20 protein-coding genes are annotated in these 26,405 nt (G+C 71.9%); 9 read left to right on the top strand and 11 right to left on the bottom strand.

The annotated features are described in order from the left end of the window. The first annotated feature begins 54 nt into the window (after positions 1-54). The 3 genes from PUR53_RS39140 (at position 55) to PUR53_RS39130 (ending at position 6,117) form a co-directional block, all read left to right on the top strand. Positions 55-3,345, top strand: a complete 3,291-nt coding sequence (locus PUR53_RS39140; protein ID WP_329911515.1) for a discoidin domain-containing protein — start codon at positions 55-57, stop codon at positions 3,343-3,345. After that, the gene (locus PUR53_RS39135; RefSeq protein WP_329911513.1) at positions 3,342-4,862 is read left to right on the top strand and encodes a family 43 glycosylhydrolase; all 1,521 of its coding nucleotides are present in this window, start codon (positions 3,342-3,344) and stop codon (positions 4,860-4,862) included. Before PUR53_RS39140 ends, PUR53_RS39135 begins: the two co-directional genes overlap by 4 nt. Before the next feature lie 82 nt (positions 4,863-4,944). Beyond that, complete coding sequence (locus tag PUR53_RS39130) at positions 4,945-6,117, top strand: macro domain-containing protein (protein WP_329911511.1); 1,173 nt, start codon at positions 4,945-4,947, stop codon at positions 6,115-6,117. Between the two features lie 255 nt (positions 6,118-6,372). On the opposite strand, the gene PUR53_RS39125 is transcribed toward PUR53_RS39130, so the two are convergent. Together PUR53_RS39125 and PUR53_RS39120 are read right to left on the bottom strand one after the other, a co-directional pair. After that, positions 6,373-7,056 (bottom strand): RES family NAD+ phosphorylase, encoded by a 684-nt coding sequence (locus tag PUR53_RS39125; protein WP_329896566.1) that lies wholly within the window; start codon positions 7,054-7,056, stop codon positions 6,373-6,375. Position 7,057: 1 nt separating this feature from the next. Further along, positions 7,058-7,783, bottom strand: a complete 726-nt coding sequence (locus PUR53_RS39120; protein WP_329911509.1) for a DUF3168 domain-containing protein — start codon at positions 7,781-7,783, stop codon at positions 7,058-7,060. 117 nt (positions 7,784-7,900) lie between these two features. On the opposite strand from PUR53_RS39120, the gene PUR53_RS39115 reads away from it, so the two are divergent. After that, the gene (locus PUR53_RS39115) at positions 7,901-13,006 is read left to right on the top strand and encodes a CHAT domain-containing protein (RefSeq protein WP_329911508.1); all 5,106 of its coding nucleotides are present in this window, start codon (positions 7,901-7,903) and stop codon (positions 13,004-13,006) included. A 9-nt stretch (positions 13,007-13,015) separates the two neighbouring features. Here the strand turns inward: PUR53_RS39115 and PUR53_RS39110 are convergent, their stop codons facing one another. The 7 genes from PUR53_RS39110 to PUR53_RS39080 all read right to left on the bottom strand — a co-directional run bounded on the left by PUR53_RS39110 (position 13,016) and on the right by PUR53_RS39080 (position 19,753). Continuing rightward, positions 13,016-13,603 carry a hypothetical protein gene (locus PUR53_RS39110; protein WP_329896569.1) on the bottom strand — a complete coding sequence of 196 codons (588 nt, stop codon included), beginning with the start codon at positions 13,601-13,603 and terminating at the stop codon, positions 13,016-13,018. Between the two features lie 15 nt (positions 13,604-13,618). Further along, a complete protein-coding gene (locus PUR53_RS39105) occupies positions 13,619-15,187 on the bottom strand; it encodes an AAA family ATPase (protein WP_329896570.1) in 1,569 nt (522 codons plus the stop codon). A gap of 27 nt (positions 15,188-15,214) precedes the next feature. After that, the gene (locus PUR53_RS39100; RefSeq protein ID WP_329896571.1) at positions 15,215-15,769 is read right to left on the bottom strand and encodes a hypothetical protein; all 555 of its coding nucleotides are present in this window, start codon (positions 15,767-15,769) and stop codon (positions 15,215-15,217) included. Next, positions 15,766-16,098: a hypothetical protein gene (locus PUR53_RS39095; protein ID WP_329896572.1), complete on the bottom strand. Its 333-nt coding sequence runs from the start codon at positions 16,096-16,098 to the stop codon at positions 15,766-15,768. Before PUR53_RS39095 ends, PUR53_RS39100 begins: the two co-directional genes overlap by 4 nt. Further along, a complete protein-coding gene (locus PUR53_RS39090) occupies positions 16,091-17,887 on the bottom strand; it encodes a hypothetical protein (protein ID WP_329896573.1) in 1,797 nt (598 codons plus the stop codon). The genes PUR53_RS39095 and PUR53_RS39090 overlap by 8 nt, the downstream gene beginning before the upstream one ends. A gap of 58 nt (positions 17,888-17,945) precedes the next feature. Next, positions 17,946-18,413, bottom strand: a complete 468-nt coding sequence (locus PUR53_RS39085; protein ID WP_329896574.1) for a hypothetical protein — start codon at positions 18,411-18,413, stop codon at positions 17,946-17,948. Between the two features lie 182 nt (positions 18,414-18,595). After that, the gene (locus PUR53_RS39080) at positions 18,596-19,753 is read right to left on the bottom strand and encodes an FUSC family protein (RefSeq protein ID WP_329911506.1); all 1,158 of its coding nucleotides are present in this window, start codon (positions 19,751-19,753) and stop codon (positions 18,596-18,598) included. A 174-nt stretch (positions 19,754-19,927) separates the two neighbouring features. Here PUR53_RS39080 and PUR53_RS39075 point away from each other — a divergent pair, with 174 nt between their 5' ends. The 4 genes from PUR53_RS39075 (at position 19,928) to PUR53_RS39060 (ending at position 22,802) form a co-directional block, all read left to right on the top strand. Continuing rightward, positions 19,928-20,539, top strand: coding sequence for an SDR family oxidoreductase (locus PUR53_RS39075; RefSeq protein ID WP_329896576.1), 612 nt, complete (start codon positions 19,928-19,930; stop codon positions 20,537-20,539). Positions 20,540-20,711: 172 nt separating this feature from the next. Beyond that, a complete protein-coding gene (locus PUR53_RS39070; RefSeq protein WP_443080416.1) occupies positions 20,712-21,371 on the top strand; it encodes an ANTAR domain-containing protein in 660 nt (219 codons plus the stop codon). Between the two features lie 282 nt (positions 21,372-21,653). Further along, a complete protein-coding gene (locus PUR53_RS39065; protein ID WP_329911504.1) occupies positions 21,654-22,535 on the top strand; it encodes an SDR family oxidoreductase in 882 nt (293 codons plus the stop codon). 96 nt (positions 22,536-22,631) lie between these two features. Continuing rightward, positions 22,632-22,802 (top strand): hypothetical protein, encoded by a 171-nt coding sequence (locus tag PUR53_RS39060; protein ID WP_329896579.1) that lies wholly within the window; start codon positions 22,632-22,634, stop codon positions 22,800-22,802. Between the two features lie 169 nt (positions 22,803-22,971). Here the strand turns inward: PUR53_RS39060 and PUR53_RS39055 are convergent, their stop codons facing one another. Beyond that, on the bottom strand, positions 22,972-23,535 hold the full coding sequence (locus PUR53_RS39055) for a hemerythrin domain-containing protein (protein ID WP_329896580.1): 564 nt from the start codon (positions 23,533-23,535) through the stop codon (positions 22,972-22,974). A gap of 146 nt (positions 23,536-23,681) precedes the next feature. Continuing rightward, the gene (locus PUR53_RS39050) at positions 23,682-24,536 is read right to left on the bottom strand and encodes a GNAT family N-acetyltransferase (RefSeq protein WP_329911503.1); all 855 of its coding nucleotides are present in this window, start codon (positions 24,534-24,536) and stop codon (positions 23,682-23,684) included. 174 nt (positions 24,537-24,710) lie between these two features. Between PUR53_RS39050 and PUR53_RS39045 the strand changes: the two genes are divergently transcribed. Next, the gene (locus tag PUR53_RS39045; protein ID WP_329911502.1) at positions 24,711-26,405 is read left to right on the top strand and encodes a dolichyl-phosphate-mannose--protein mannosyltransferase; all 1,695 of its coding nucleotides are present in this window, start codon (positions 24,711-24,713) and stop codon (positions 26,403-26,405) included.

Here is a 26,405-nt window from a genome sequence, read left to right as displayed (position 1 = left end):
TCCGCACTCCCCGGTTCACGCGCACGTGTCGTCAACGGGACAGGGAGCCTGTCGATGAGAAGACCGCACGTCCTCCTGGTACGACGCCGGCGCACGAGGTGTCTCCTCGTGGCCCTGGCCCTCAGCGCATGTTCCGTCGTCGCCGCTCCCCCGGCCGCGGCGGCGCAGACCATCGGGTTCCCCACCTTCGGCGGGCCCGCGATCCCGGCACCACCGGTCGCCCACACCTCCGGCGACATGATGAAGGCCGTCTACGACGCGGAGAGTTCGGGCACCGACTTCTGGATGGACCGGCTGCTCGCCCGCTCCGGCAACGACCCGGCCGGGCCCTGGCTGATGAGCCGCGGCCGGGCCCTCTTCATGAAGGAGCACAACCCGGCCCAGCTCGGTTTCGGCGGCAAGTCCGCCTACTGGGAGAGCATCAGCGACAACAACGCCTACACGGTGGCGATCACCCCGGGCACCTTCACGGAGCAGGTCACCCAGCGGCGGCAGACCCCCAGCCACTGGAAGAGCGTCCACACCAGCGGCTCGATCACCGTCGACCAGACGAAGTTCATCACCGACAACAACGTCGCGGTGACCAACCTGTCCATCAGGAACAACGGTTCCGCGTCGACGACGCTCCAGCTCCGGGCGACCTCGCCGTACGCCACCTCCGGCAGCGGCAGCGAGCTGACCGGCCAGGTCAACGCCTACAACAACCTGACCACCCTGCGCCCGCGCCTCACCGGCGACGGTTTCGCCGTCTCCGAGGCGGGCCTGAACCGGTCGGTGACGATCGCCGCCGGGGCCACGGTGACGGCCAAGGTGGTGATGGGCTTCGTCGCCGACGAGATACCCCAGTCGCTGACCGAGTACAACGCCTACGCCGGGTACTCGTCCGCCACCGCGTTCGCCACCCACGTCAGGGCCTACAACCTGTGGTGGGCGCAGAACGTGCCCTACATCGACGTGCCCGAGCCGGCGATCAAGAAGAACATCTACTACCGCTGGTGGCTGATGCGCTTCAACAGCCTCGACGCCGACATCCCCGGGCAGACCTTCCAGTTCCCGACCTCCACCGAGGGCGTCCTCGGCTACAACAACGCCATCGCGCTCACCCAGCCGATGCACATCGACGACCTCAAGTACCTGCGCAACCCGGCCTACGCGTACGGGGACTGGCTGAGCGTGGGCCAGACGTCGAAGGGCGGCCGCTTCCTCGACAATCCCGGCGACCCGGAGAACTGGTCCAACAGCTACACCCAGTACATCGCCGAGGCGGCCTGGAAGAGCTACCAGATCCACGGCGGCCAGCCGGGCATCGCCGCCAACCTGGCCCGCTACGCCGAGGGTGACGTCAAGGGGCAGCTCGCGCACTACGACCACGACAACAACAAGCTGATCGAGTACGACTGGGGCGCCCTGACCGGCAACGACGCCGACGCCGTCTCCTTCCACTGGAAGCCCGGAAACATGGACCGCGCCGAGTCCGCCTACCAGTACAGCGGCGCACTCGCCGCCGCCCAGGCGTACGAGTCGATCGGGAACACGGCCAAGGCCACCGAGATGCGCACGCTCGCGAACCAGATCAAGGACGCGATCGTGAACGTGCTGTGGAACCCGAACCGGCAGCTGTTCGAGCACCGGCTCAAGTCGACCAACGAGTGGGTTCCCTGGAAGGAGATCAACAACTACTACCCGTTCTCCGTCGGCGCGGTCCCCAACACCGCGACGTACCGGCAGGCACTGCGGCTCTACGACGACCCGGCCCAGTACCCGATCTTCCCCTTCTACACGGCCAACCAGGTCGACAAGAAGGCGGCGGCGGACGCCGGGGAGCCGGGCTCCAACAACTTCTCGACGATCAACTCGACCGTGCAGTTCCGGCTGTACTCGTCGGTGCTGCGCAACTACCCCAACTCCTGGATGAGCGCGACCGACTACAAGAAGCTCCTCTACTGGAACACCTGGGCGCAGTACGTCGGCGGCAACACCCAGTGGCCCGACGCCAACGAGTTCTGGGCGGACTGGAACGGCAGCTCGATCAACTACCGCTCCTGGATCCACCACAACATCCTCGGCAGCAGCAACTGGACGGTCATCGAGGACGTCGCCGGACTGCGGCCGCGCAGCGACGCCAAGGTGGAGCTGTCCCCGATCGACATCGGCTGGAGCCACTTCACCGTCAACAACCTCCGCTACCGGGGCGCCGATCTGTCCATCGTCTGGGACGACCCGGCCGACGGCGTGGTGCGCTACCCCGGCATCCCCGAGGGCTACTCGGTCTACGTCAACGGCGACCGGGTCGCCACGGTCGACTCGCTGGTGCCCCTGACCTGGGACCCGGCCACGGGTGATGTCACCACCGGCGGCACGGTCACCCACCACGCGGCCAAGTCCGGGCTGAAGGCGCCCAACCAGGTCGTGCAGGACAGCCCGCAGATGGTCGACATGCTCGCCAAGGCGGGCGTCGACCTCACCGCCGACCTCACCAATCTGGCCGCCGGCGCGACCGCGACCGCCTCCCACACCGGCTCGGGCAGCACGGTCGCCGGCGCGGTCGACGGCTACCCCACCAACGAGCCCTTCTGGGGCGCGGGCGGCTCGGCCAACAGCCAGGACTGGTACGAGCTGAACTTCGGCACCTCGCGCACGCTCAACGAGGTCCGCCTGCACTTCAAGGACAGCCGCCCGGCGAACACCACCTATCGGACGCCCGCCGCGTACACGATCCAGTACTACAACGGCAGTTCGTGGGTGGGCGTCCCCGACCAGACGAAGAGCCCGACGACGCCACGCGCCAACTACAACCGGGTGCAGTTCCCCTCGATCAGCGCCCAGCGCGTCCGGGTCCTCGCCACCCACGCCTCCGGCGCGAAGACGGGCCTCACCGAGGTCAAGGTGTTCAACCGGGGCGGGGTTCAGCCACCGGCCAACCAGGCGGCCTCCGCCACGGCGTCGGCGTCGTACACCTCACCCTGGGAGAGCGTCACCGCCGTCAACGACGGGATCGACCCGCCGTCGTCCAACGACACCGTGAACCCGCGCTGGGGAACCTGGCCGGAAACGGGCCAGCAGTGGGCCGAGCTGACCTGGCCGTCGGCGAAGACCCTGAACAAGGCGGAGGTGTACTTCTTCGACGACGACCAGGGCATCGACATGCCCGCCTCGTGGAAGCTCCAGTACTGGAACGGCAGCGCCTACGTCGATGTGCCGGGCGCCGGTGGCTATCCGCTGGCCAGGAACCAGTACAACACCGTCTCCTTCGACGCCACGAGCACCACCCGGCTCCGGGTGCTGCTCACCGGCAACGGCACCAACTCCGTCGGCCTCCTCGAAGCAAAGGTGTACGGACCGTGACCCGTTCCAGATTCCCGTCCGCGACCCGCTCCAGGTTGCTGTCCGCGTTGATCGCCACGGTCGCCCTGGCGGTCGCCTTCCTGGTGGCACCGCAGCCTGCGGCCGCCGCCGTCTCCTTCACCTCGACGGGGGTGAACCAGAACGGCGGCAACTGCCTGGACCTGCCCGGTAGTTCGACCACCAACGGGACACAGCTGCGGGCCTTCGCCTGCGCCGGCGGGGCGAACCAGAGCCTCTCCTTCACACCGGTCGCGAACACGGCCGATGTCTACACGATCACCACCCGGTCCGGGCAGTGCGTCGATGTGTACGGTGCGTCCGCGGCGGACAACGCCGCGATCATCCAGTGGCCCTGTCACGGCGCGACCAACCAGCAGTGGCGGCTCACCCCCGTGTCGGTGTCCGGCACCGACAAGACCTTCAACCTGGTCTCCGTGGGCTCGGGCAAGTGCGTCACGCCGAGCGGCGGTTCGTCGGCCTCCGACACCAACCTGGTGCAGCTGCCGTGCGCCACGGCGAGCGGCAGGGTGTGGCGGCTGCCCGGCTTCACCGGCGGCGGCACCGCCCCGAAGACGTTCACCAACCCGCTGGTCCCGCGCGGCCCCGACCCGTGGCTGACGTACCACGACGGCTTCTACTACCTCGCCACCACGACCTGGAACTCGACGATCACCATGCGCAAGTCGAGCACGCTGGCCGGGCTCTCCAGCGCGACCGAGCAGGTGATCTTCAACCTGAACCGGCCCAACGGGGCCGGCACGATGTGGGCACCGGAGTTCCATCTGCTCGACGGACCGAACGGCAGGCGCTGGTACTTCTACTACACCGCCGGCCGGGAGCCGTTCGACCTGGGCACCCAGCGGATCCACGTCCTGGAGAGCGCCGGGCTGGACCCGATGGGCCCCTACAGCTTCAAGGCCGACCTGCTCGACCCGACCCAGGACAACACCTGGGAACTGGACCCGGGGATCCTGCAACTCGACGGCAAGCTGTACCTGTTGGGCACCTACTACAACGGCTCGCAGCCCATGTTCATCCGGCCGCTGTCGAACCCGTGGACCGCGAGCGGCACCCGCCGGGTGCTGTCCACGCCGACGTACAGCTGGGAGACGGTGGGCGGCGCGGTCAACGAGGGCGCCGAGGTGTTGCAGCGGGGCGGCAGGACCTTCATCGTCTACTCGGCCAGCCACTGCTCCACACCCGACTACAAGCTGGGCATGCTCACGTACAACGGCGGCGACCCGCTGAACTCGTCCTCCTGGGTCAAGTCCCCCAACCCGGTCTTCCAGCGGTCCAACGCCAACGGGGTCTACGGGCCCGGCCACAACGGCTTCTTCAAGTCGCCCGACGGGACCGAGGACTGGATGGTCTACCACGCCAACAACTCCGCCTCCGGAGGCTGCGACATGAACCGGTCCACCCGGGCACAGAAGTTCACCTGGAACGCCGACGGCACCCCGAACTTCGGCACCCCGGTCGGCCTGGGTGTGACCCTGACGGCACCGTCGGGCGAGTAGCCGGATTCGAACGCCTGGACCCTTTTCTCCCGATCGTCCCAAACCGCTTGCCCGGCGCGGGCGCCCTGCCCATCCTTGAGCGGTGACCGATGAGCAGGAGCAGGCCGACCCCGACGTCTCGACGGCGTCGCACAAGCTGGTCGACGAACTGGGCCGGGTCCGGGCACTGGGTCTGCTGCGGCTGCACGAGGCGAAGCTCGAGACCCTGTACGCCTGCGTCGCGGCCAGGACGCCCGGTGCGGAGACATCCGCACCGGGCGTCCGCGTGGCACCGGAGGCCGTCGAGCGACTGCTGCACACCGTGGTGCTGGGCCTCGACGGGGCACTGTTGCGCGACGCGGCCCTGCACTCGTTCGGTTTCGCCCCCGGCACCCGCGACCTGTCGGGCAAGGAACGCCGGGAGCGGGCGGCGCACGTCTACCGGGTCGGCGCGGAGCGGTTCCGCAAGCATCAGGAGAAGCTGATGCTCCAGCAGGTCGCGCGGGCGCTCCTGAACGGGGAGGGTCGCGACACCACGCCCCTGCCGGGTTCCCGGGAGGGGGCCTCCGCGGGTGTCGGCGCGGCGCCGACACCCGCGGAGGCCGTCGTGCCCGTCCGGGCGGGACGCCATGTGGTGCGGACCGCCTTCCCCCACGGGGACGTGCTGCTCACCGTGCATGTGGCACCCATCGAACTCGTCACCGGCGTGGACGTCCTGGTCTCCTCGGAGAACATCTACTTCGAGATGTCCAAGACGTTCCGCCGCACGGTCTCCGGCAGTCTGCGCCGGGCCGGTGCCGCCAAGGACTCCGTCGGCCGCATCACGGACGACGTGATAGCCCGGCAACTCGCGGCCTGGGTACGGAAGTTCGGGGTGCCCGGGCTGCCCGTGGCGGCGGGCACGGTGGCTGTCACCTCACCGGGGGCCCTGTCGGCGCAGGGGGTGCGGCGGATCCTCCACGCCGCGGTCGCCACGCCCTCGGCGACGGGCGACGGCTACGAGACCGCGCCCGATGCCGTCGCGGCGGCCGTACGGCGCGTGTTCGAACTGGCGGCGGCGGAACGCCGTGCGGGCCGGGTCCCGCTGCGGTCCGTCGCCCTGCCCCTGCTCGGGGCCGGCCGGGGCGGGCTCGACGCGCGGACCAGCGCCGAGACCGTCGTCGGAACGCTGGAGCAGGTGCTCAAGGCCGACCCCGACTGGTCGGTGCATCTGGTGACGCGCAATCCGGTCAGTGCCCGCGTGGTCTTCGACGTGCTGAGCGACAGGCGTCCCTGAATCACGAGGGAGCACGGTATCCGAATCCTCTCGCCCGGGAATCTCGAATACCGTGCTCTATTCCTGCCGCATTCCCCCGACTTTCCCCCGCCATTCCCCGTGTTCTCACTGCGGCCTTTCGATCAGAAGTATGCACGCACGCCACGGGTGCCGGAACCCCCTTTGGCCGATCCTCCGGGGAAATCCGGAAAGCTACCGGTTCCCGCCCGGAAAGCGCCCGGGCGGGGGCGTACGGGGCCGGGGCGGGGGCGGGTGTCAGGAGCCGATGCCCGGCGCGGGGTCGACCGTCCCGATCTCGACGCGGTAGTCCTCCAGGGTCGCGGCCAGCCACCGCAGACCGTCCTCGTCGTCGAGGACCCTCGGCGGCTCGTCCGTCTCCGTCAGCAGGTCGTTCTCGGCGGCGGCACCGAAGAGGACCAAGGACTCGTTGGGGCCGTCCAGCCGCGACCGCCAGACGAAGCCGTCCGCCCAGTCCGCCTCGCCGCGCAGCCAGTGCCCCCAGCGCCGGGTGAACGCGTACTCCGTGGGCTCCGACTCCACCAGCCACCAGTCGCTCTGCTGCACGGCGTTGAGGTGGACGATGCTGCACAGGGAGACCAGCTCGACGTCCCGGGTGAGCCGCACCTGGGACAGCAGCCTGCCCTCCAGTTCCTTCAGCGGCAGGACCCGGTGGTTGCCCTGCCCGTCGAAGCGCAGGGTGCGGACGAACCTCTCGATGATCGCGGTCTCGGGTTTGGGGGCCGCGTACAGGTACGCGTAGGAATCGTTCGGAGTGCTGTCGAAGCGACCGCCGCCGAAGTGGTGGTCCCGCGGCTCCGGATTGAAGTGGTGCGCCCGGCGGTGCCCCGAGTGCACCCGGTAGAAGACCTCGCCCGCCCGGCGGACCACCTTCCGCGCGTTCGCCGTGCCCTTCTCGGGCAGTTTCGCTCCACGGGCCATGTCAGTCGTCCTCCCCCACCACGCTCGCGGCGGCGAGCAGTTGATCGTCCAGCCCCGTGCCGAGCAGGGTCGCCGGCGCGGCGTCCAGCCACGGATTGGGGCCCAGCCACCAGTCGGCCACCCCCCACGGGTCCGCCGCCGCCCCCAGCATCGCGTTGATGGCCAGCACCAGTGGCCGAGGGCGGCCCTCGGCGTCGAACTGGAACGCCGGCAACTGCTCGGGCCCGGCCGACGCGCGCAGTCTGATCAGTCCGGGCTGGTCGGCCGCGACGCCGAAGAGTTCCGTCAGGTCCGTCTCCGTCAGGGCGGGCTCGGCCAGGAGCCGCTCACGCGCGGAGGCCCAGCGCACCGGCGCTGGCGGTGTCCCATGGACGTCCCGGGCCCCTTCAGCGCCACCGCCCGGCACTCCCGTCCTGCTCGGCACGCCCGGCGCTCCCGTCCCGCCCGGTGCGAAGCGTTCCAGGAGCACGTCGTGCGGCGGCCGCTGGACGAGCGACGAGGAGGTGTAGCGCCGGCCCACCGCCCGTCCCTGGTCGCCCGGCAGGGCCGCGCGCAGATGGGCGGCGAGGGCGCGGGCGATCCCCCGCAGCCGTTCCTCGCTGCCGCCCTCGGCGACGAGGTCCAGCAGGACGTCGAGTTGTTCCCGGTCCTCCGGGGAGAGTTTTTCCCGGATCGACTGTGGTTCCGACACGAGCGCGGCGATTAGTTGCTGCTCGTACTCGTCCATTCGTTCCCCTCCTGGAATCCGGAATCCGGATGCGGCCGTACGCTAGTGAGCTACGATCCGATTGGCAATTCGGGAGCCGGTACGGGGAGCATTCCCCGAAACGGGCAGGGGGATTTCGTGTACACCGAGAATCAGGGAATCGATGATCACTCCGGGGATTCCGGGAGACCTGATCGTTTCGCTCGGATCGACCTCGTCGTCCAACTCCTCGAAGCGGCCGAGGACGCCCTGGAGCAGGGGGACCGAGGACCCGTCGTGGACCTGCTCGACGAGGCCGAGTGGAACCTGACGCAACTGTCCGGCTCCCCCACCGGCCCGGACGAACTCCGGCTGCTGCTCGGGATGTCCGCCGACGCGGCCCGGCTCCGCTACAGGCACGGACAGGCACCCTCGGATCTGGACGACACGATCGCCCGCCTGGAGCGCGCGCATTCCCTGGCCACCGAGGCGTACCACTCCACCGGACCCGGCACCCCGCCCGACCGCGGCGATCTGGTGCTCGTCCGCTGCGAACTCGCCCTCGACCTAGCGGAACGCTGGCGCACGAGCGAGGCCGGCCCCCGGCGGTCGGCCGACGCCGACCGGGTCGTCGACCTGCTCGGCCCGATCCTCGGCGGCCCGGACGAGCGCCACGTACCGGTCGCCACCCTGTGCCGCGCGGTGCTGGGTCTGGTCCTGTCGGACCGCTGCCGCTGCCCCGACCACTCCACTCCGGAACGGCTCGCGGACCGCCGCGCCGCCGTCGTACACCTGCGGGCGGCACACGACTCCGACGACCTCGACCCGGACCTGCGCCCCACCGTGGCCTTCGACCTCGCGCTGCTGTCCTTGCTCGAACTGTACGACCGCTACGAACAGGAGGACCGCCCCGGACCCCGATCCCCGGAGGCCGCCGCGGAGTTCGGTGCCGTACTGGAGGTGCTGCGGCCCCTCGTGACGGACCCCGGTCCGGACGGTGCCGACGCGGCCGAACTGGGCGCGGACGTGTGCGACGCGCTGATGCAGTACGACTCGGGGCAGCGGGCCCAGGCGATGGCCGTGCACTGGTACCGGACCGCCCTCACCCACCCCGCGCTGCCGCAGGAGGCGGCCCACCGGATCGCCACGAACCTGGGGCTGGCCCTGGCGGACCGGTCCGAGCGCAACCGCGAGGCCCAGCACCCCGACGACCCCGCCCCGGCCGACGACCGCGCCGAGGCAGAAACCCTGTGGGAAGAGGCGCTGACCCGGCTCCCCGAGGCCGGCGAGGAACGGGTGGCGTGTCTGGCGGCGATCGTCGACCTGCTCTGGATCGAGTTGTCGAACGGACTGCTGGACGGCGACGGCGTCGACCGTCTCGCCGCCCGCGCACGTGAACTCGCCTCCCTCATCGGGCCCGACGACGCCGACCGGGCCGAACTCGTCCTCAAGACCGCGATCACCCTGAACCAGCGGGCGATCGACCGCGGCTCGCCGTACATGTACGACCTGTCCCACGGCGCGCTGCGGACCGGCACCGCCGACCCGGCCCTGTCACCGGCCCGTGCCGAGCCCCGCATGATGGCAGACCTCCGGGAGGCCATCGACCTGCTGCGCACGGCGACCGGTCTCTATCACCACGAGGACGAACTCCATCTGGGCGCCCAGTGCGTGCTGGGCATCGCCCTGCTGCTGGACTTCGCCTGCACGCTGCCCGAGGTCCGGCACGCATCCCTCCGCGACGCCCTGCGGATCCTGCGCGTGGTCCTCGAACGCGCCCCGGCCGACAGCCAGTTCCGCGACGAGGACCTCTACGGCTCCTTCCGCGCCGCGATGGTCTACCGCGTCTGGTACACGGACCCGTTCACCGCCCCGCAGGACCCCGAGCGACCGCTTCCGGACGTCAGCGGGTTCCCCACGGTCGAGGACGATCTGCAGCTGCTCGCCGGGCTGTTGGACCCCGCCGACGCGGAGCAGGAGCCGTACTTCGTCTTCCTCTCCGTCATGGTGGGCATCCTGCGGTCACCCGGCGGGATGCCTCCGGCGGCGAACTGCCGTGCGTGGTCGGACCGGTTGCGGCGGTCCGCCCCGCTGCTGGAACCCGAGGCCTGGGGGATGAAGGCCGTCATGCTGGCCATCGCCGGCACCCTGGGGCTCGTCCTCGACCGGACGGGAGAGGCCACCCTCACGGACCGGGCCACCACCACGGCGACCCTCCGTCAGGCCCGCGCCCTGCTCCCGCCGGGCTCCACGACACGCGGGCTGATCGACGAGGCGTTGCGCCAGGGAGCGGTCACGGACTTCCAGGCGCTGTTGCGTACGTTGTTCCCGGCGGCCTCGGGTCAGGAGCGGCCGGGCCGGCCGCCGGGGACCCGGCCGGAGAGCCCCGCTCCTCCGCCGTCGACCCCCGCCCCTGGTACCCCCGCCCCGTCGGAGTCGCGGCACGACGGGGACGTGCTCACCCCGCCCACGATCGACCCGGCGGCGACCGTGCTGCTCGGGGACGGAACGCCCGACCCGTTCGCCCTTCCGTCGGGCCGGGTCGCCGAGATCCTGGCCGGCGACGACAAACCGGCGAGCGCGGCCGTGGCCGCCGCACGGGCCCTGACGCACTACCGCCGCTGGCTCCGGGAACGCGACGGCCAGGACCTGACGCGGGCGATCACCCTCGTCCGGCAGGCACTCGCCACCTCGACCACCACCGCACTCCCCGCCCCGGCCACCACGGCGCTCATCGACCGGTGTGCCGAGTTCCTGGCCGGTCTCCTCCTCGACCGGCATGTCCTGCTGGGCGACCACGCCGATCTGGACGCCGCCGTCCACGAGTACGACGTACTGCTCGATCGCACGCCGGAGCACGTCGTCCGACCGCCGCTGCACACCGTGTTGGCCGAGGCGGGCGACCCTCGGGTCCCGCCGCATCTCTTCCGCGCCTCGGAGCCGACGGGCCACGCCCCCTTCCGGGCCGAGCTGCTGGCCGCCGCGGGAACGGCGTGGCTGCTGCTCGCGCGTGCCCGCCGGCGCCCCTCCCCGAGGCTGGCGGCCGACGCCGTGCGCGCCTGGCAGGAGGCCGGGCGCACGCTGCCGCCGGACCATCCCCGGGTGCCGGCCGTCCGTACCGAACTGGCGGCGCACGCCCTGCGCGAGGCGCGCGAGGCGGGGAACACCGAGGCCGTCGGGGCCGCCGTCGGCGCGCTCGTCGAGGCCGCGACGACGTGCCCGGCAGGGAGTCCCCACCGCCCCGCCCTGCGTCTGCGCGCGGCGGCGGCCCTGGCGCAGCACACGGTCGTCGAGGGGCGGCCGACGGCGGTGCCCGGCCGGCTCGACGCTCTCGGTCAGGGCATCGCCCTGCTGCGGGGTGCGGCGGAGGAGGGTCCGCACGAGTTCCACGGGTCGCGCGGGCGGTGTCTGTACGGGCTGGGCACCCTGCTGCTCACCCGGTACCTGGAGTCGGGACGGCGCGAGGAGCTGGAGGAGGCGATCGCCGTCCTGCGTGAGGCGTGGGTGGTCCTCAACGCGAGCCCGGGCGACCCCTTCGCCATCGCGCTGATCCGGACGATCGCCCTCGCCCACCGCGCCTTCGGCCCGCGGGACGCCGAACACCGGCGGCTGGCCCGCGAGACGGGCAGATCGGCTCTGACCGCGTACGGCCGTTCCGTGCTGCTGCAGTCGGGCGCGGACCATGGGCTCGAAGCCGCGCGGGCCATCGCACCGGACATGCTGCGGCTGGTCCGGTGGAGCCTTGCCGACCAGCTGCCCGAGGCGGCGTTCGAGGCGCTCGAACTCGGCCGGGGGCTGGTGCTGAACGCGGCGACGATGAACGTCACCGTCCCCGATCTGCTGCGCGACGCCGGTCATGCCGAGCTGGCTGAGGCCTGGGTACGGGCGGCCGTCGACGGCGGCCGACTGAGCGAGGTGCCCGACGATCTGCGGCGCCGTGTGCTGGAGGCACTGGCGGGCAGTGCCGCCGAGAAGCGGCTGCTGTCCGCGCCCTCGCCGGGGGTGCTCGGGCGCACGCTGCGCCGGCTCGGGACCGACGCGCTCGCCTATCTCGTGCCCGGGGAGGACGGGGCGGGTGGCCATGCGGTGATCGTCACAGCGACGGGTGCCGTGCGTTCGTTGCGGCTGCCCGGGCTGACCTCGCTGTCCACCGGCCCGGTCGGCGCGTACGACGCCGCTCTGCAGGCCTTCCAGGAGGAGGGGCGCAGGGAGCCGCCCGGCCCGCACGCCCCGCTGGTCATGCGTGAGCGCGGCCGGCGGGCTCTGCTTCTGCTGGAGGGGAGGTGGCGGTCGGCGCTGGAGCGGCTGTGCTCGTGGGCCGGTGAGGTCGCGATGGCACCCCTCCTGGAGGCCGCCGAGTCCTGGTGGCCGGGCCGCGTTCCACGCATCGTCCTCGCGCCCGTGGGCCCGCTCGGCATCGTCCCCTGGCACGCGGCACGCTGCCCGGCGTCCACGACCTCGACGGCCGGTGGGCGGGACGCGGCAAGGACCGATCACGCGTGCGCGCGGGCCGTCATCTCGTACTGCGCCAGTGCCCGTCAGCTCATCGAGGTGGCGGCCCGCCCCACGGCCGTCCTGGGCGAGGGTGCCGTGGCCGTCGTCGTGGACCCGGACGGGTCCCCCACCATGCACCGGGAGGCGACGCTCGTCGCCTCCCTCCATCCCCGGGTCACCGTGATCGGTGGGATGGGCGAAGGCGCGGGCACCGGCGGGGCGCTGCCGCCGGAGCCCCGGTCGCTCGAACCGTTCCTGCCCGGCCGGGGTCCCTCGCCGACCGCGCTGCTGCACGTCAACTGTCACGCGGACACCGGCGCGACCTCCAACGACTCCGTCCTCAAACTGGACGCCACGCACACGGTCTCGGTGCAGGATCTGCTGACCGGCGCCGCGGGCCGCGATCCCGGGATGCCCGGCGGCACGGTCCTGCTCGCCAACTGCACGAGCGATCTGACCCTCAGCGACCACGACGAGGCCCTCACCCTGGCAACGGCCTTCCTGGGCGCGGGCGCCACGGCGGTCGTCGGCTCCCGCTGGGCCGTCGCGGACGACCCCCGGACCACGCTGCTGGTGCTCCTCGTCCACCACCACATGAGGCAGGGCACGCCGCCCCGGGACGCACTGCGGGCGGCCCAGCTGTGGATGCTGGACCCCGACCGGGTCCTGCCTCCCGAACTGGCCGGGTGCGAAGCGCTGTTGGAGGACACCTCGCACGGGCCGCCGGACGAGTTGGAGATCTGGGCGTCGTTCACGCACCACGGGCAGTGAGGCGGGACATCACGCACCGACGTCGTCGACGCCCAGGTCTCGGCGCATCTCCTGACGCATGTCCGCCAGCAGCGCCCACGCCTTGCGCACCTCCGGGTCGAACGCGTCCAGGGTCGCTGCGTCCACGGGCGCGGCGGCGACGAGCTTGCGGAGCGTGCCGTATCCGCTGTTGAGCTGTCTGCTCGCGGCGCCCGCGGAGACCAGCACGGGGGTCGGCAGGATCAACTGCGCCTCGGCGTAGGCCTCGCGGTGGGCGACGCGGCGCTCGTCCAAGCGGTCCGCGCAGTCGCCCACCCCGCTGTCGTCCCGCAGGGCGTGCCACAGGTTGACCTGGGCGGTCTGGTACTGCCGGGCGGCGGTGTTCAGGGCGACGCAACAGGCCCGCCGCAGTTCGTGCCGTTCATGTACGCGGGCCGCGGACAGCTCGGCCCGGCGCAGTCGCTCGGCGTGTTCGCGCTCCTCGCCCTGCTGCCGGGCCAGGGCCTGGAGCTCCAGGCGTTTGGTGCGGTCGGCCCTGCTCTGCGTCAGCAGCGCGGCGCCCAGCGTGCCCACGACGCCGACCGTGGCCACCGCCAGGGCCACCCACGCCTCCCCCATCAGGCGTCGCCCCTCTCAGGTGTCGCCGAGGACGACCACCCTGCGCGGGGTGCCCGCGCCGGGGGTGGTGGTGGCGAGGCCGGACCGTCCGGCGGGTACCGCGCGCTCCCGGCCCCAGGCGCGGATCTCCTCGATCTGTTCGGGGTTGCTGCGGCTGAGGGGAGCCGTGTTGGCGAACGTCTCCTCGACGAACGACGGTTCGAGCCGCTCCACCCCGCCGCCGAGCAGGACCTCGGCGCCGACGTCGTGGAGGGCGGACTCGATGTCGGAGCCCGCGAAGCCCTCGGAGAGCTCGACGAGCCGGTCGACCTGGTCCGGGTGGGGTTCGGCCTTGACGTAGCGCCGGTAGTAGAGGGTGATGATCTCCCTGCGGTCCTGGTCGTCCGGCAGGTCCACGAAGAAGAGTTCGTCGAAGCGTCCCTTGCGCAGCAGCTCGGGCGGCAGGCTGCGGACGTCGTTGGCGGTGGCGACCACGAAGACCCGGGAGTCCGACTCCTGGAGCCAGAACAGGAACTGCCCGATGATGCGCTGCTGGACGCCGGAGCTGTCGTGGCTGCCGGCCAGTCCCTTCTCGATCTCGTCGATCCACAGGATGCAGGGGGCGACCCGGTCGGCGGCGTCCAGCGCCTCCCGCATCCGTCCCTCGGACTCGCCCAGGTAGCGGCCGTGGATGCTGGCCATGTCCAGCCGGTAGAGCGGCAGCCGCCACTGCTGGGCGATGGCCTTCGCCGACAGGGACTTGCCGCAGCCGGGGACACCGACGAGCAGGACACCGCGCGGCGGGCGCAGTTGGGTGCCGCGCAGGTCCGTGTGGATGAGCCGGTGTTTGCGGTCCAGCCAGCCGCGCAGGTTGGTGAGGCCGCCGACGGAGTAGTCGACGTCCTTGAGGGCGAGGCGTTCGAGTCCGGCGAGGTTGTTGAAGATGCGGTCCTTGGAGCTGGCGAGGGTCAGTACGTCGGCGGCCTCCACGGACCCCTTGGCGATGAGCGTGGCCATGAGGTTCACCGCCTCGCCCTCGGTGACTCCCTGGAGGAACTCGGCGGCCCTGCGGGCGTCGTGCTCGGTCCAGGCGATGGAGACCACGCCCCGGTGGTCGGTGAGGAACGCGCTGATGGTCGCGTACATCTCGTCGGCGTTCGGCAGGTCCAGCTGGAGGCTCATGCCGAGTCGTTGCAGACCGCTCCAGATGGGGTTGTCCGTGATGAGGACGACGCATCCGGCGTGGGTGTCGGCGATACGGGCCAGTTCGGCGACGTTGCGGGTGAAGGGGGTGTCGGACTCCAGCTCCCCGGGGTCGACCAGGACGAGGGTGGCGTGGGGGCGGGCGGCGAACTGGCCGGCGGCGAAGTCCATGGCGCCGGTCAGCGAACGATCGTCGAGGACCGCCGCTCCCGACCGCAGGTCACGCAGTCCGGTGGCTCTGGTGTGGATCCAGAACTGCTGGTTGGCGCGCCGCGGTTGGGTCGCCACCTCTTTGAGCATGCGCAGGGCACGGGCCTGTTCGATGGTGCGCAGTCCGACGACGGGCACCCGCGCGGTGAGGTAGTGGTCCAGGTCACGCTTGCTGTCGGAGTAGTTCGACATGGTGGGTTCTCCGGGGTGCCGTTGCCGTCAGTCGGGGGTGACGATGCGCCGTCGGCCGGTGGGCTCGTACCAGCCGACCGGGGGCGGGGCGGTGGGTTCGGACAGCACGGCGGTGAGGGGGTTGTCGCGCAGGGTACGGCGCCGGGTCTCGACGGCGTGGGGATCGGCACCCTCCGCGAGCAGTGCCCGCACACTCCGTTCGAGTTCCTCCTGGAGCAGGCGGGTGTGCTCGTCCATGAGGGTCGCCATGCGGGCGCGGAAGTCGGCGGGCAGGCTCGGGTGGGTGACGACGGAGCGGACGGAGCGCAGTACGTCACGGCCGCGGGTGAGGGCCCGGCCGACGGAGAACTCGTCGGCCGCGTCGTTGACCTCACGCACCATCAGGTCGAGTCCGGCCTGGAGGCGCCGGTCGACGGCGGAGGCGATACGGGTCAGCAGCCGCTGCCAGGTGTCGGGGGGCAGGTCGTCCGGGGACAGCGAGGGCAGGTCGAGGGGGTCGGTGCGGGTGCCGTCGGCCCACTCGTCCAGGGTCCGGGCCCAGCTCCGGTAGGCGCTGTCGCCGCCCCACCGGGCCCCGTTCACAGGTCCCTCGGGGGCCGGCGTACGAGCTGTTCGCCGGGCGGCAGGGGCTCCCAGGCCGGGAGGTCGGTCACGGTCCGCCGCAGCCTCCGGGTGACGGGTTCCGGCGCGGGTCGCCCCGGCGGGTGCGCCGGCGCCGAGGCCCAGGGGGCGGGTGCGGCGGGCGGGGTGGTGGATGCGGGCGGCGGTGCCGCGTCGGTGTCGCGCTGGTCGGGGACGGCGGGGGGCCGGTCCGGCCTGGGGGGTGCGGCGAGCGGGCGCAGGTGTTCCGGGACCTCCGGTCTGAGCCAGGGCGGCGTCGCGTCCGCGGAGAAGGCGAGATCGTCACTCATGGTCGTTTCCTCTCGTGCCGGCGACGCGGCCCTCGAACGGGGAGGGTGCGTGGGTGGCGGTGTTCAGGGACGCGATGAAGGTGCGGGCCTCGGCCTCGACGAAGTCGGCCGCCCAGTACCGCTGTTGCCAGTCGGTGAGCTCGGCGTGGGCGCCCCGGAGCCGGGTGAGGGCCTCCGACATGTGCCGGCTGAGGAGTTCGCGGGCCTTCTCCTGTGCGGTGCGCGCGGCGTCGGCGCGGTTGTACAGGACGATCCCCCAGATCCCTCCGACGGCGATGGCCGCGATGAGGGCGAAGCCGACGTGGACCCCGAGGAAGATCATGAGGATGCCGGCGACCGTGGCACCGAGGAGGGCGAGGGAGGAGGTGTAGTTGTAGGCGAGGGACTTGACGTACATGTCGACGTAGCCGCTCCAGTGCCGGGTCAGCGACGCCTCCAGATCGGGCAGGTCGTCGGAGAGCGGCTTGGTCCAGGTGGTGAGTTTGAACCGCTGGGTGCCGTGGCTGACGCCGTAGGTGTTGCGCAGCGAGACCTCGATCTTCGGGGGCATGGCGGCCCGGTAGTCACGGCTGAATCCGGCGTGCGCCTGCGCGAACCACTCCTGGCACGATGCGACGGCCATCCGCTGCGCGGCGGGCGAGGCGCCCACGGCCGCGGGGTCCAGGGCGGCGACCGACTGCACACTCAGGTAGTTGCGGGTCTCGTCCAGTGCCTCGGAGCGCATGTCCGCCTCCTGGCGCGCGGCGTCCTCGTCCCCGTCGTGGCGCACGATGGCCTCGTTGAGCAGCAACTTGCGTTGCAGGGGGAGCTCTTCCTCGTCGGAGTTGCGGACCAGGCCGTCGAGGATGTCGTCGACCGTGTCCTCCAGGTTGGTGGCGGGGAGTAGTTCGCTCTCCATCAGGGTGCGGAAGCGTTCGAGGAGGGCCTCGTGCGCGCGGGCACGGGCGAGGAGGTCGTCCAGCACGGGCCACTGGGGGCACACGTCGGCCAGGCGCGGGAAGTCGTCCTCGGCGGACGGGGCCCGCAGGGAGTCGATCTCCTGACGCCAGCGTCCCACCTGGGCGGTGCGTACGACGTCGTCGTCCAGCAGGCGCCGGCGCCACTCCTCCAGGGTCTCACCGAGCAGTTGGCGGCCCGCGGCTCCGAAGGCGCCCTGGGAGACGCACTCCAGGACGACCTGGAACTCCCGGCCGAGCACGCGGGGGTCCTGGCCCTCCAGATAGTGCCGCAGCCAGCGGACGGACGCCTCCTGCCGTCCCTGTCTGCGCAGGATCAGCGCGAAGAACAGGGAGGTCTTCGATGTGGAGCGCCGGAACGCCTCCTCCACGGCCCGTGCGCACAGGGCCTCGTCGTCGCCCGCCCAGGCGGCCAGCCCGACCAGGGCGGGGGCCAGCCAGTAGCGCGGCGTCTGGATCATCAGCTCCTCGCTGACCTGCCGGACGGTCTCCTCCTGCACGAGCCCGGTGTCGAACGCCTGGAGAATGCCGGTGGCGGAGCGGCGGACGACCTTGTGGTGGCCGTACTTGTGCTCGATCTCGTCGTTGATCTGGACGATCCGGACCTCCGCGCGTTGGGCGGCGGCGATGCGTTCGGTTCTGGCGACGTGTTCCAGGAACTGGCCGTGAAACGCCGCCAGGCGGGCGTTCGTCTCCACCTGGTCGGCTCTGACGTCACGGACCTTGCCATCCACGTTCTCGATCTGAGTGCCGAGCGAGGTGACGGATTGTTCCAGTTGGGTCTGCAGGTTGTTGATTCCATTGATGATCGGGCCGAGGTTGATCTCGCTCACGCGGGTCTCCGTTCCGTGCAGGGCGGTGCGGTGCGGTGCCGTGCCGCGGTGTGCCGGCTCAGGGCCTGACGACGCTGCCGTCGGGCAGGACGGGCAGGACCAGCCCGTCGGTGTACACCTCGACGAAGGCGTACGCGCCCGAGCGGGCCAGCATGCGGGCGGCGTCGAACGGCGGCGGCATCACGTCGCGGGCCGCGCAGTGCTCCTGAATGCGCCCGTCGAGACCGAGCCGATGGTCCACGTAGGGGGAGCCGAGCAGGCAGGCCGCGACGAATCCCACGGGCACCGGCGCGCCCCGGCCGACGTACTGCTCGCGCAGCCACGTGGCCATGTCCCGGACCGAGGCGTCGTCCACGGCGGCGTCCAACCGGCGCAGGCACCCGAGGAGTTCGGGTGTCCGGGTGGCGAACAGCTGCCGGGTCGCGGCCGGTCCGGGCGTGTACGGCGCGGTGATCCGGGCGCCGCTGTGCGCGACGGGTGTGCCCGGCGGGACGACGACGCGGCGAGGCCGCTCAACGGAACCCATGAAATGCCCCCTGCTGAACATGGACCGACAGGCGTCCCGTCGGTGAAGCGCGGTATCCGAAGGGTAGTGACGCCCCGTCAACAGCGCCTAAGTTGAGCGGTATCCATCGACAATGACCGTTTACTACCCGGATAAGTACCGGATAACTACCGGGCGCCGCGCCGAGACCCACTCCGGGGGCCTCAGTGCTGGACGAGTTGGTCGGCCAGGCGATGGGCCTGGGCCAGCAGCGTCCCGTACGTCACCAGCGCCTCGGGGTCGTCGGCGACAGCGCCCGGCAGGCGCGCACGGAAGTCGTCGAGGGTGCGGTGGAGTTCCGCGACCGTCTCGCGGAGTTCCTCCGCGCCGGCGTCGTCGGGGCCGCCCGGGGCGAACCGGGTCCGTCCGTAGAGGCTGACGGCGCGGGCGGTGCGGTGCAGGAAATCCGCGTAGGGCCGGGCGATCGCCGCGTCCGGGCGGGCTGCCTTCCCCCCGCCGTCGGCGGCCTCCCACACCGTCCGGGTCACGCCCGAGGTGTGGACGGCCACATGGTCGAGCACGGCCAACGCGTCGGCGTACGCCTTGCCGGGCGGGGCGGTGGCGTGCCTGCGGCGTCCCCACGGATTGACCCGCATGCTCTCCCGGCTCCACCCGATGGCCTGCCGGGCCTGGTCGACCAGGCGCCCCAACCGCAGTGCGCGCTCGTGCCACTCCCCAGCCTGGTGCCCCTCCCATTCGCCGGAGGCCAGCCCCTGCGCCACCGAGTCCAGGATCGCCTCGGCCTCCTGAACGGCGTCCCGCAGCGCGGCGCGGGTGTCGCGCAGATACACCGGGGGCCTGATCAGCGCGTTGACCGCGACGCCCACCAGCGCGCCGAAGACCGCCTCCGCGATGCGGGCGGCCGACGCGGCGACGGTGACCTGACCGCCGGTCAGCACGAAGAGCGCGCCGGTGGCCGCGTAGACGCCCTGGCTGCCCAGCCGTTGCCACTGGCCCAGCAGCAGCACCGTCGGCAGCACCAGGGCCATCGTGACCAGTGTGTGGTCCACCAGCAGCGCCACGGTGGTGGCCACCACCGTGCCCACCGCGATGGCCCCCAACTGCTGCAGTCCGTGGGCGAGCGACCGGAACACCGTCGACTCCACCAGGACGACCGCCACCCAAGGCGCCACGAACGCCATCGGGGCCGCGAGCCACCAGCCCGCGACCGCCCAGGCCACCCAGGCGGCCAGCGCCGCCTTGCCGGCCTGCGCCACCAGGTCCCGTTCCCGGCCCGGTTCCGCCCACGCCATCCGCACCGTCCGCACGGCGGCCGCCCCGCGCCGCCGCGCCTCCCGCATCACCCTGCCGGTCCACTCCATGCCCCACCAAGTGCCACGTCAGCGGCGAGCCGCACCTGCCGATCGCGATGTCACGGCGGACGGGCCCGGCGGCGCGGGGCTCGGGCCGCGTCGAGGTGGGCACGCGGTGCGTGCAAGCACGGCGCGGCCCGGCCGACGGCGCCCCGCCGTGGACCGCACCGGCGAAGGCACACCTTGCCCTCCCAGCACGAACAGCCCGCACCACAGGTCGCCGCCGAGCCCTCCCCGCCCTACGACTCGGACAGGCAGCGGCGGCCCGGCCTGGAGGCCGACATGCGCACCGCGCCGCGCTACCGGGCCAACCGGTACCGCGCCGCCGGAAAACTCGAGGACAAGGTCGCGCTGATCACCGGCGGCGACTCCGGTGTCGGACGGGCGGAGGCGCTGCTCTACGCCAGGGAGGGCGCCGACGTGGCCGTCGTCCATCTGCCGGACGAGCGCGTGGACGCGGAGCACGTACGGCGGGAGGTGGAGGAGCAGAGCCGGCGCTGTCTGCTGCTGCCGGGCGACCTCAAGGACCCGGAGTTCTGCCGGGAGGCCGTGGAGCGCACCGTGGAGGGGCTCGGCGGGCTGAACGTCCTGGTGAGCAACGCCGCCTACCTCAACAGCAAGCTCGAACTGGAGCAGCTGACCGCCGAGGACTTCGACCGGACGTACAAGACCAACATCTCGGCGCAGCCGGAGGAGATCGCGCCGACGTACGTCTATCTGGCCTCCGACGCCGGCTCCAGCTACACCGTCGGCGAGGTCATCGCCGTGACCGGCGGCATCGTCGACACCCGGTGACCTCGCGCACGCCGTGACGACGGGTGGCGTACCGCGCCCCGGCCCCGGGAAGACGCTGAGGCGGCTGTCGTAACCGCCTCTGCACGGGGCTCGCGTGCAAGGCTGAGTACGAGTACCTTCCGGGCCGGGGTGAACGGAGGACGGCGTGGACTGGGATCGGTTCGCACAGCAGATGGCGGCGCTGGCGCGCGACCTGCTGGCACAGCCTTCGGTCGACGCCACACTGGAGCGGATCACGACCTCGGCCACCGAGCTGGTGGAGGGCTGTGACGCGGCCGGCATCCTCGTGCTGCACGGCACGACGGTGGAGACGCTCGCCCCCACGGACCCACTGGTCGTCGACAGCGACCGGCTCCAGGAACGGCTGCGGGAGGGTCCCTGCTTCGACGCCGCCCTTGATGCGGAGGGCGACCGAGTCTTCCGTATCTCCGATTTCTCCGCGGAGCAGCCGCGCTGGCCCGTCTACGCCCCTGAGGCCCGCCGTCTCGGTGTGGGCAGCATGATGGGCTTCCTGCTGTTCACCGAGGACGAGGACCTAGGCGCCCTGAATCTCTACTCCCGGAAGCCCGGCGCGTTCACCGAGGTCAGCGAGTTGGCCGGCTGGCTGCTGGCCTCGCACGCGGCGGTCGCCTTCTCCAGCGCGCGTACGCACGCCCAGTTGGAGCAGGCCGTCGCCACCCGGCATGTGATCGGCGAGGCCATGGGCATCCTCATGGGCAGCCACCACCTGACCGAGGACCAGGCGTTCGACGTCCTGCGCCGCTTCTCGCAGGAGCACAACATCAAGCTCCGTGAGGTCGCCCGCCGGGTCTGCGAACAGGGCGGCCTCTGACGTCGGAGCCCGTCGAGGGGGACGGCTCCTCCGGCACGTTGTCAGAACCAGAGAAGCCTGGCCGGGCCGGCCCCCAGGGGAGCGCCGCCGAAACTCGGCCTGCCCACCAAGTCCCCCCACCTCGGCTCCCCACACCCCGGAACGCCGACCACTCGCGCACCGCCGTCCGGCCGCGACCGGCGCCGGCGTCCGCGCGGCGTCGAGCAGGTCGGTGCGGGTACCCGGCACGGGTCACGCGGGGCGGACGTCCTCCGCCCACCCACCCGACGAAGGGCCGTACCCATGAACGACGACGTGCGGAACCCGGTCGAGCGGCACCCACGGCCGGACCTCCCGCAGCAGGACCAGGACCATCCCGGCTGGACCGGGCCGATGGACCCGCCGCCCGACCACGGCGAGGAGTCCTACCGGGGCAGCGGACTGCTCACGGACCGCAGGACGGTCCTGACCGGCGGTGATTCCGGGATCGGCCGGGCGGTGGCTCTGGCCTACGCCCGGGAGGGCGCGGACGTCCTCTTCACCCATCTGCCGGAGGAGATCGAGGACGCCCGCGAGACGGTACGGCTCGTCGAGGAGGCCGGGCGGAAGGCGATCGCCGTCCCCTGCGACATACGCGAGGAGGAGCAGTGCCGTGGCCTGGTCGACCGGGCCGTCGCCGAGTTCGGCCGGATCGACGTGCTGATCAACAACGCCGCGTACCAGATGGCACAGCCCGACGGTATCGGCGCCATCACCACGGAGCAGTTCGACCGGGTCGTACGGACCAACCTCTACGGCATGTTCTGGCTGTGCCGGGCGGCCCTGCCGCACATCCCGGCGGGCGGTTCGATCATCAACACCACGTCCGTGCAGGCGTACAAGCCCAGTCCGCACCTGCTCGACTACGCCATGACCAAGGGCGCGATCGTGACGTTCACCCAGGGGCTGGCGCAGATGGTCGCCGCGGACGGCATCCGGGTGAACGCGGTGGCGCCGGGGCCCGTGTGGACGCCGCTGATCCCGGCGACGCTCCCGGACACGCAGGAGTTCGGCAAGCAGGCGCCGCTGGGCCGGCCCGCCCAGCCCGCCGAGATGGCACCCGCGTACGTGTTCCTCGCCTCCGACCGGGCGAGCTTCGTCACGGCGGAGATCCTCAACGCGACCGGCGGCACCCCGCTGCCCTGAGGGCCGTTTGGCCGCCGCGTCACCGGGCACCCGTGGGCGCACACGCCGCAGACCAAGAAGCGGTTCGCATTCGGTCCGGAAAGAAGATGAGACGCCGTGAGCACGCACACCGTCGAAAAACTCCTCGTCCGCGAGAGCGGTTGGGCCGAGGCCCGGCGCCGGCGCGGGAAGGGCGTGCGCCTGTGCCTGCCCGCCCTGACGGACCGGGACGGCACGCGTGCGGCGAGGCCCGGGCCGGACTCGCACATCGTCAGGGGTGACGACTGACGGACGCCGGACGTCGGACCACGAGGGGTGACGCGAGGCAGGGCGGGAACGACGGCGGCGGCCGGTGGAACCAGGATTCACCTGGTGCCACCGGCCGCCGCCGTTCCGCTGTCTTCCCGCCGGCTTCCGGCCCGGCCGCCGCCGTCGTCGGCCGTGTCGGTCGTCCGTGTCAGTCGTCCTTGCCCCGGCCGCTCAGCGCGTCGCGCATGCGGTCGACCAGGCCCATCCCAGGGGCGAGCAGCTTGTTGGCCGGCGGGGTGTCCGGAGCCGCCGGGTGGGGCCGGGTCGGGGCCGTCTTCTTGGCCGTGCGGACCTTGTCGCCGAGGCTGTTCAGGGCGTCCGCCGAGCAGGCCGCGCGCAGCCGGGGGAAGAGGTTGTTCTCCTCGTCCTGGATGTGCGACCTGATCTCGCTCATCAGCTGGGTGGCCAGCAGGTCGAAGTCGGGGTCGTCGGCCTCGCACCGCTCCAGCGCCTTCATGGTGCGCTCGGCCTCGGCGTGGTCCTCCAGCTCACGGTCGGCGATCGCGTCGCCGTCCGGGAGGTGCTCGCGGACCGCCGGGTAGAGGTAGGCCTCCTCGGCGACCGAGTGGCGCACCAGCTCGATGGTGACCTGGTCCATGTGCTGCTTGCGCTGGGGGTCCCCGGAGGGCAGTGCCTCGATCCGGCCGAACATCTCCTCCACTTCACCGTGGTCCGTGGTCAGTTCGTCGATGACGTCTCCACCGTGTCCCATGTCTCCCGCTCCTCTCCTCGTGCATCGCTTCCGCCATCCGTACCCGCAGGCCCCGTCGGACCCTCGGCGCGACCCCGAGTACCCGCGAACGGCCCAGCCACGCGACCCTCACGGGGAGGTCCCCGAGGCAGTCCTCCGAGCGGCGGTTACGACCGGGCGGGCTGGTCGGCGATCAGGAGGGTGCAGTCGGCGGGGCGGAAGCCCAGGCGGGAGTAGATGCGGGCCACGGTGTCCTGCGCGTAGGCGAGGAAGACGGTGTTCACCCCGTGGTCGCGGGCATGGGCGACCAGGGCCGCCGTGACGGCCGCGGCCAGGCCCTGCCGACGGGCGGCGGGCAGCGTGCCGATGCCGCCGATCTCGGTGGTGCCGTCCATCGGGTGGTAGTGGCCGACGGCCAGCGGCGTACCGTCCGCGGCGACGGCGGCGACCAGCACCTTGTGCCCGGCGCGGAGCACGGGGCGGACCGTCTCCACGGTGCCGTCCGCGAGCAGTTCCCCGGCCACCGCCGCCAACCGGGCACGGCCCGCCGCGCCCACGGCGGTGCCCTCGTCGGCGAAGGCCAGCCGCGGCAGGGCGAGGGCGGCGGGCAACGCCGGGTCGTCGGCTGTCAGGGCCCGGACGGTCACACCGTCCCGCCCCGGCTGCGGGTCGACGCGGTGGTGCGGACCGAGCGCCATCAACGGGCGTTCCAACACCGGGAGTCCGGAGTCCTGGATCGCGGTCCGCAGCGCGGGCGCCGACTCGGCCAGCCACTCGAACGCTTGCGGGACACCGAGTTCACGCTGCCGGGCCCGAACCCGGGCGATGTCGGCGGCACCGATCGCCGCGGCCCGCCCCGTGGTGGGCTGAGCGTGGCCGGGCCCGCCGTAGTACGGGGCGCCCGGCTCCTTGCGCACGAACAGCCGCAGCGGCCCGAACTCCTCGACCTCCGCGAACAGCGAGGGCACGGTGGTGTAGTAGCGCTCGATACGGGCCCGCAGTGTCTCGCTCACGTGCCGCATCCCACCACGGGAAGCCGCCGCCCCGCATCCGGGATTCGCGGCCGTCGACGGGCAGTTGGCCATCGGGTGGTCATCACTGTGCGAGACGGGCCGGCACGGGCCGGTCGAACGCGTGCGCCTATTACGATCTCCAGGGTCAGTTCGCGCACCCACTCGAAGGACTCCGTCATCGCGATGCTTCACGGCCCCCGACCGACCACGGCGTCCGTCGAACGGATCGACCGTCTGCGCCCGTTCGGGTATGTGGGGCGGCCTCGGAGCGACCCGCGTGAACGCCTGGTGCCGCCCTTCCCGGAGCCGGGGGCCCGGATCTGGGAACGCGTGGGGCTCGGGCCGGAGCCCGCGTACCGGGTCGCGAGCGCGATGGAGTGGCTGGGGCCGCTGCTCGTCGCCCTGCTGGCGGGAGCGATCCGCTTCTGGCGCCTGGGGCAGCCGCACGAACTCGCCTTCGACGAGACGTACTACGCCAAGGGCGCGTGGTCGCTGCTGCGCCTCGGCTACGAGGGCACCTGGCCGGACCGCAAGATCGCCGACCCGCAGGTGCTGGCCGACCCGCAGGTGATTCCGCTCTCCGACCCCGGGTCCTTCGTCGCGCACCCGCCGGCGGGCAAGTGGGTGATCGCCGTCGGGGAGTGGATGTTCGGTCTCGAGCCGTTCGGCTGGCGCTTCATGACGGCCCTCCTGGGGACGCTGTCGGTGCTGATGCTGTGCCGCGTCGGACGCCGGCTGTTCCGTTCCACGTTCCTGGGCTGTCTGGCCGGCACGCTGATGGCGGTGGACGGCCTGCACTACGTGATGAGCCGGACCGCGCTGCTCGACCTGATCGTCATGTTCTTCGTGCTGGCGGCGTTCGGCTGCCTGCTGCTCGACCGGGACCACGCCCGGGCCCGGCTCGCGGCGGCGTTGCCGGTGCCCCCGGACGGGCATGTCCGCCCGGACGCGGACACGGGTGACCACGCCGGTACGGGATGGCGCCCGTGGCGGATCGCGGCCGGAGCCTGTCTGGGCCTCGCCGCCTCGACCAAGTGGAACGGCCTGTACTTCCTGGTCTTCTTCATGGTCCTGACCCTGCTGTGGGACGTCGGAGCCCGCCGCGTCACGGGGGCACGGCACCCCTACCGGGCGGTGCTGCGCAAGGACCTCGGCCGGTCGGTGCTCTCCCTCGCGCCGGTCGCCGTGGTGACGTACGTGGTGACGTGGACCGGCTGGTTCCTGTCCGACGGCGGCTACGGTCGGCACTGGGCGGACGGCCGCGGCGGCGATTGGTCGTGGATCCCCGCCCCGCTGCGCAGCCTGTGGCACTACGAGTCCGCCGTCTACCGGTTCAACGTGGGACTGGACGCCTACCACAAGTACGAGTCGAACCCGTGGAGTTGGCTGGTCCTCGGCCGTCCGGTGCTGTTCTCCTACCGGTCGCCCGAGCCCGGTGAGGCGGGCTGCCACGCGCTGACCGGCTGTTCCCAGGCCGTCGTCGCCCTGGGGACGCCGCTGCTGTGGTGGACGGCGTGCTGCGCCCTCGGGTATCTGCTGTTCCGGTGGGCACTGCGCCGGGACTGGCGGGCGGGCGCCGTGCTGTGCGCGGTGGCGGCCGGCTATCTGCCCTGGTTCCTCTACCAGGACCGTACGACCTTCGCCTTCTACGCCGTCGTGTTCGTGCCGTACCTGTGTCTGGCCGTGGCCATGACGCTGGGCGCGTTGCTGGGTCCGCCGGGCGCGGGCGCCGACCGCCGCAACCGGGGCGCGGTGGCGGTCGGCACACTCGTCCTGCTCATCGTCTGGAACTTCGTCTACTTCTTCCCGATCTACACGGGCCTGACGATCCCGTACCCGGACTGGCACGCCCGGATGTGGCTCGACACCTGGATATGA

The organism is Streptomyces sp. SP18BB07, from assembly GCF_036322545.1.
Taxonomy (GTDB): Bacteria; Actinomycetota; Actinomycetes; order Streptomycetales; family Streptomycetaceae; genus Streptomyces; species Streptomyces deccanensis.
This window is presented reverse-complemented; position numbering and strand designations above follow the sequence as displayed.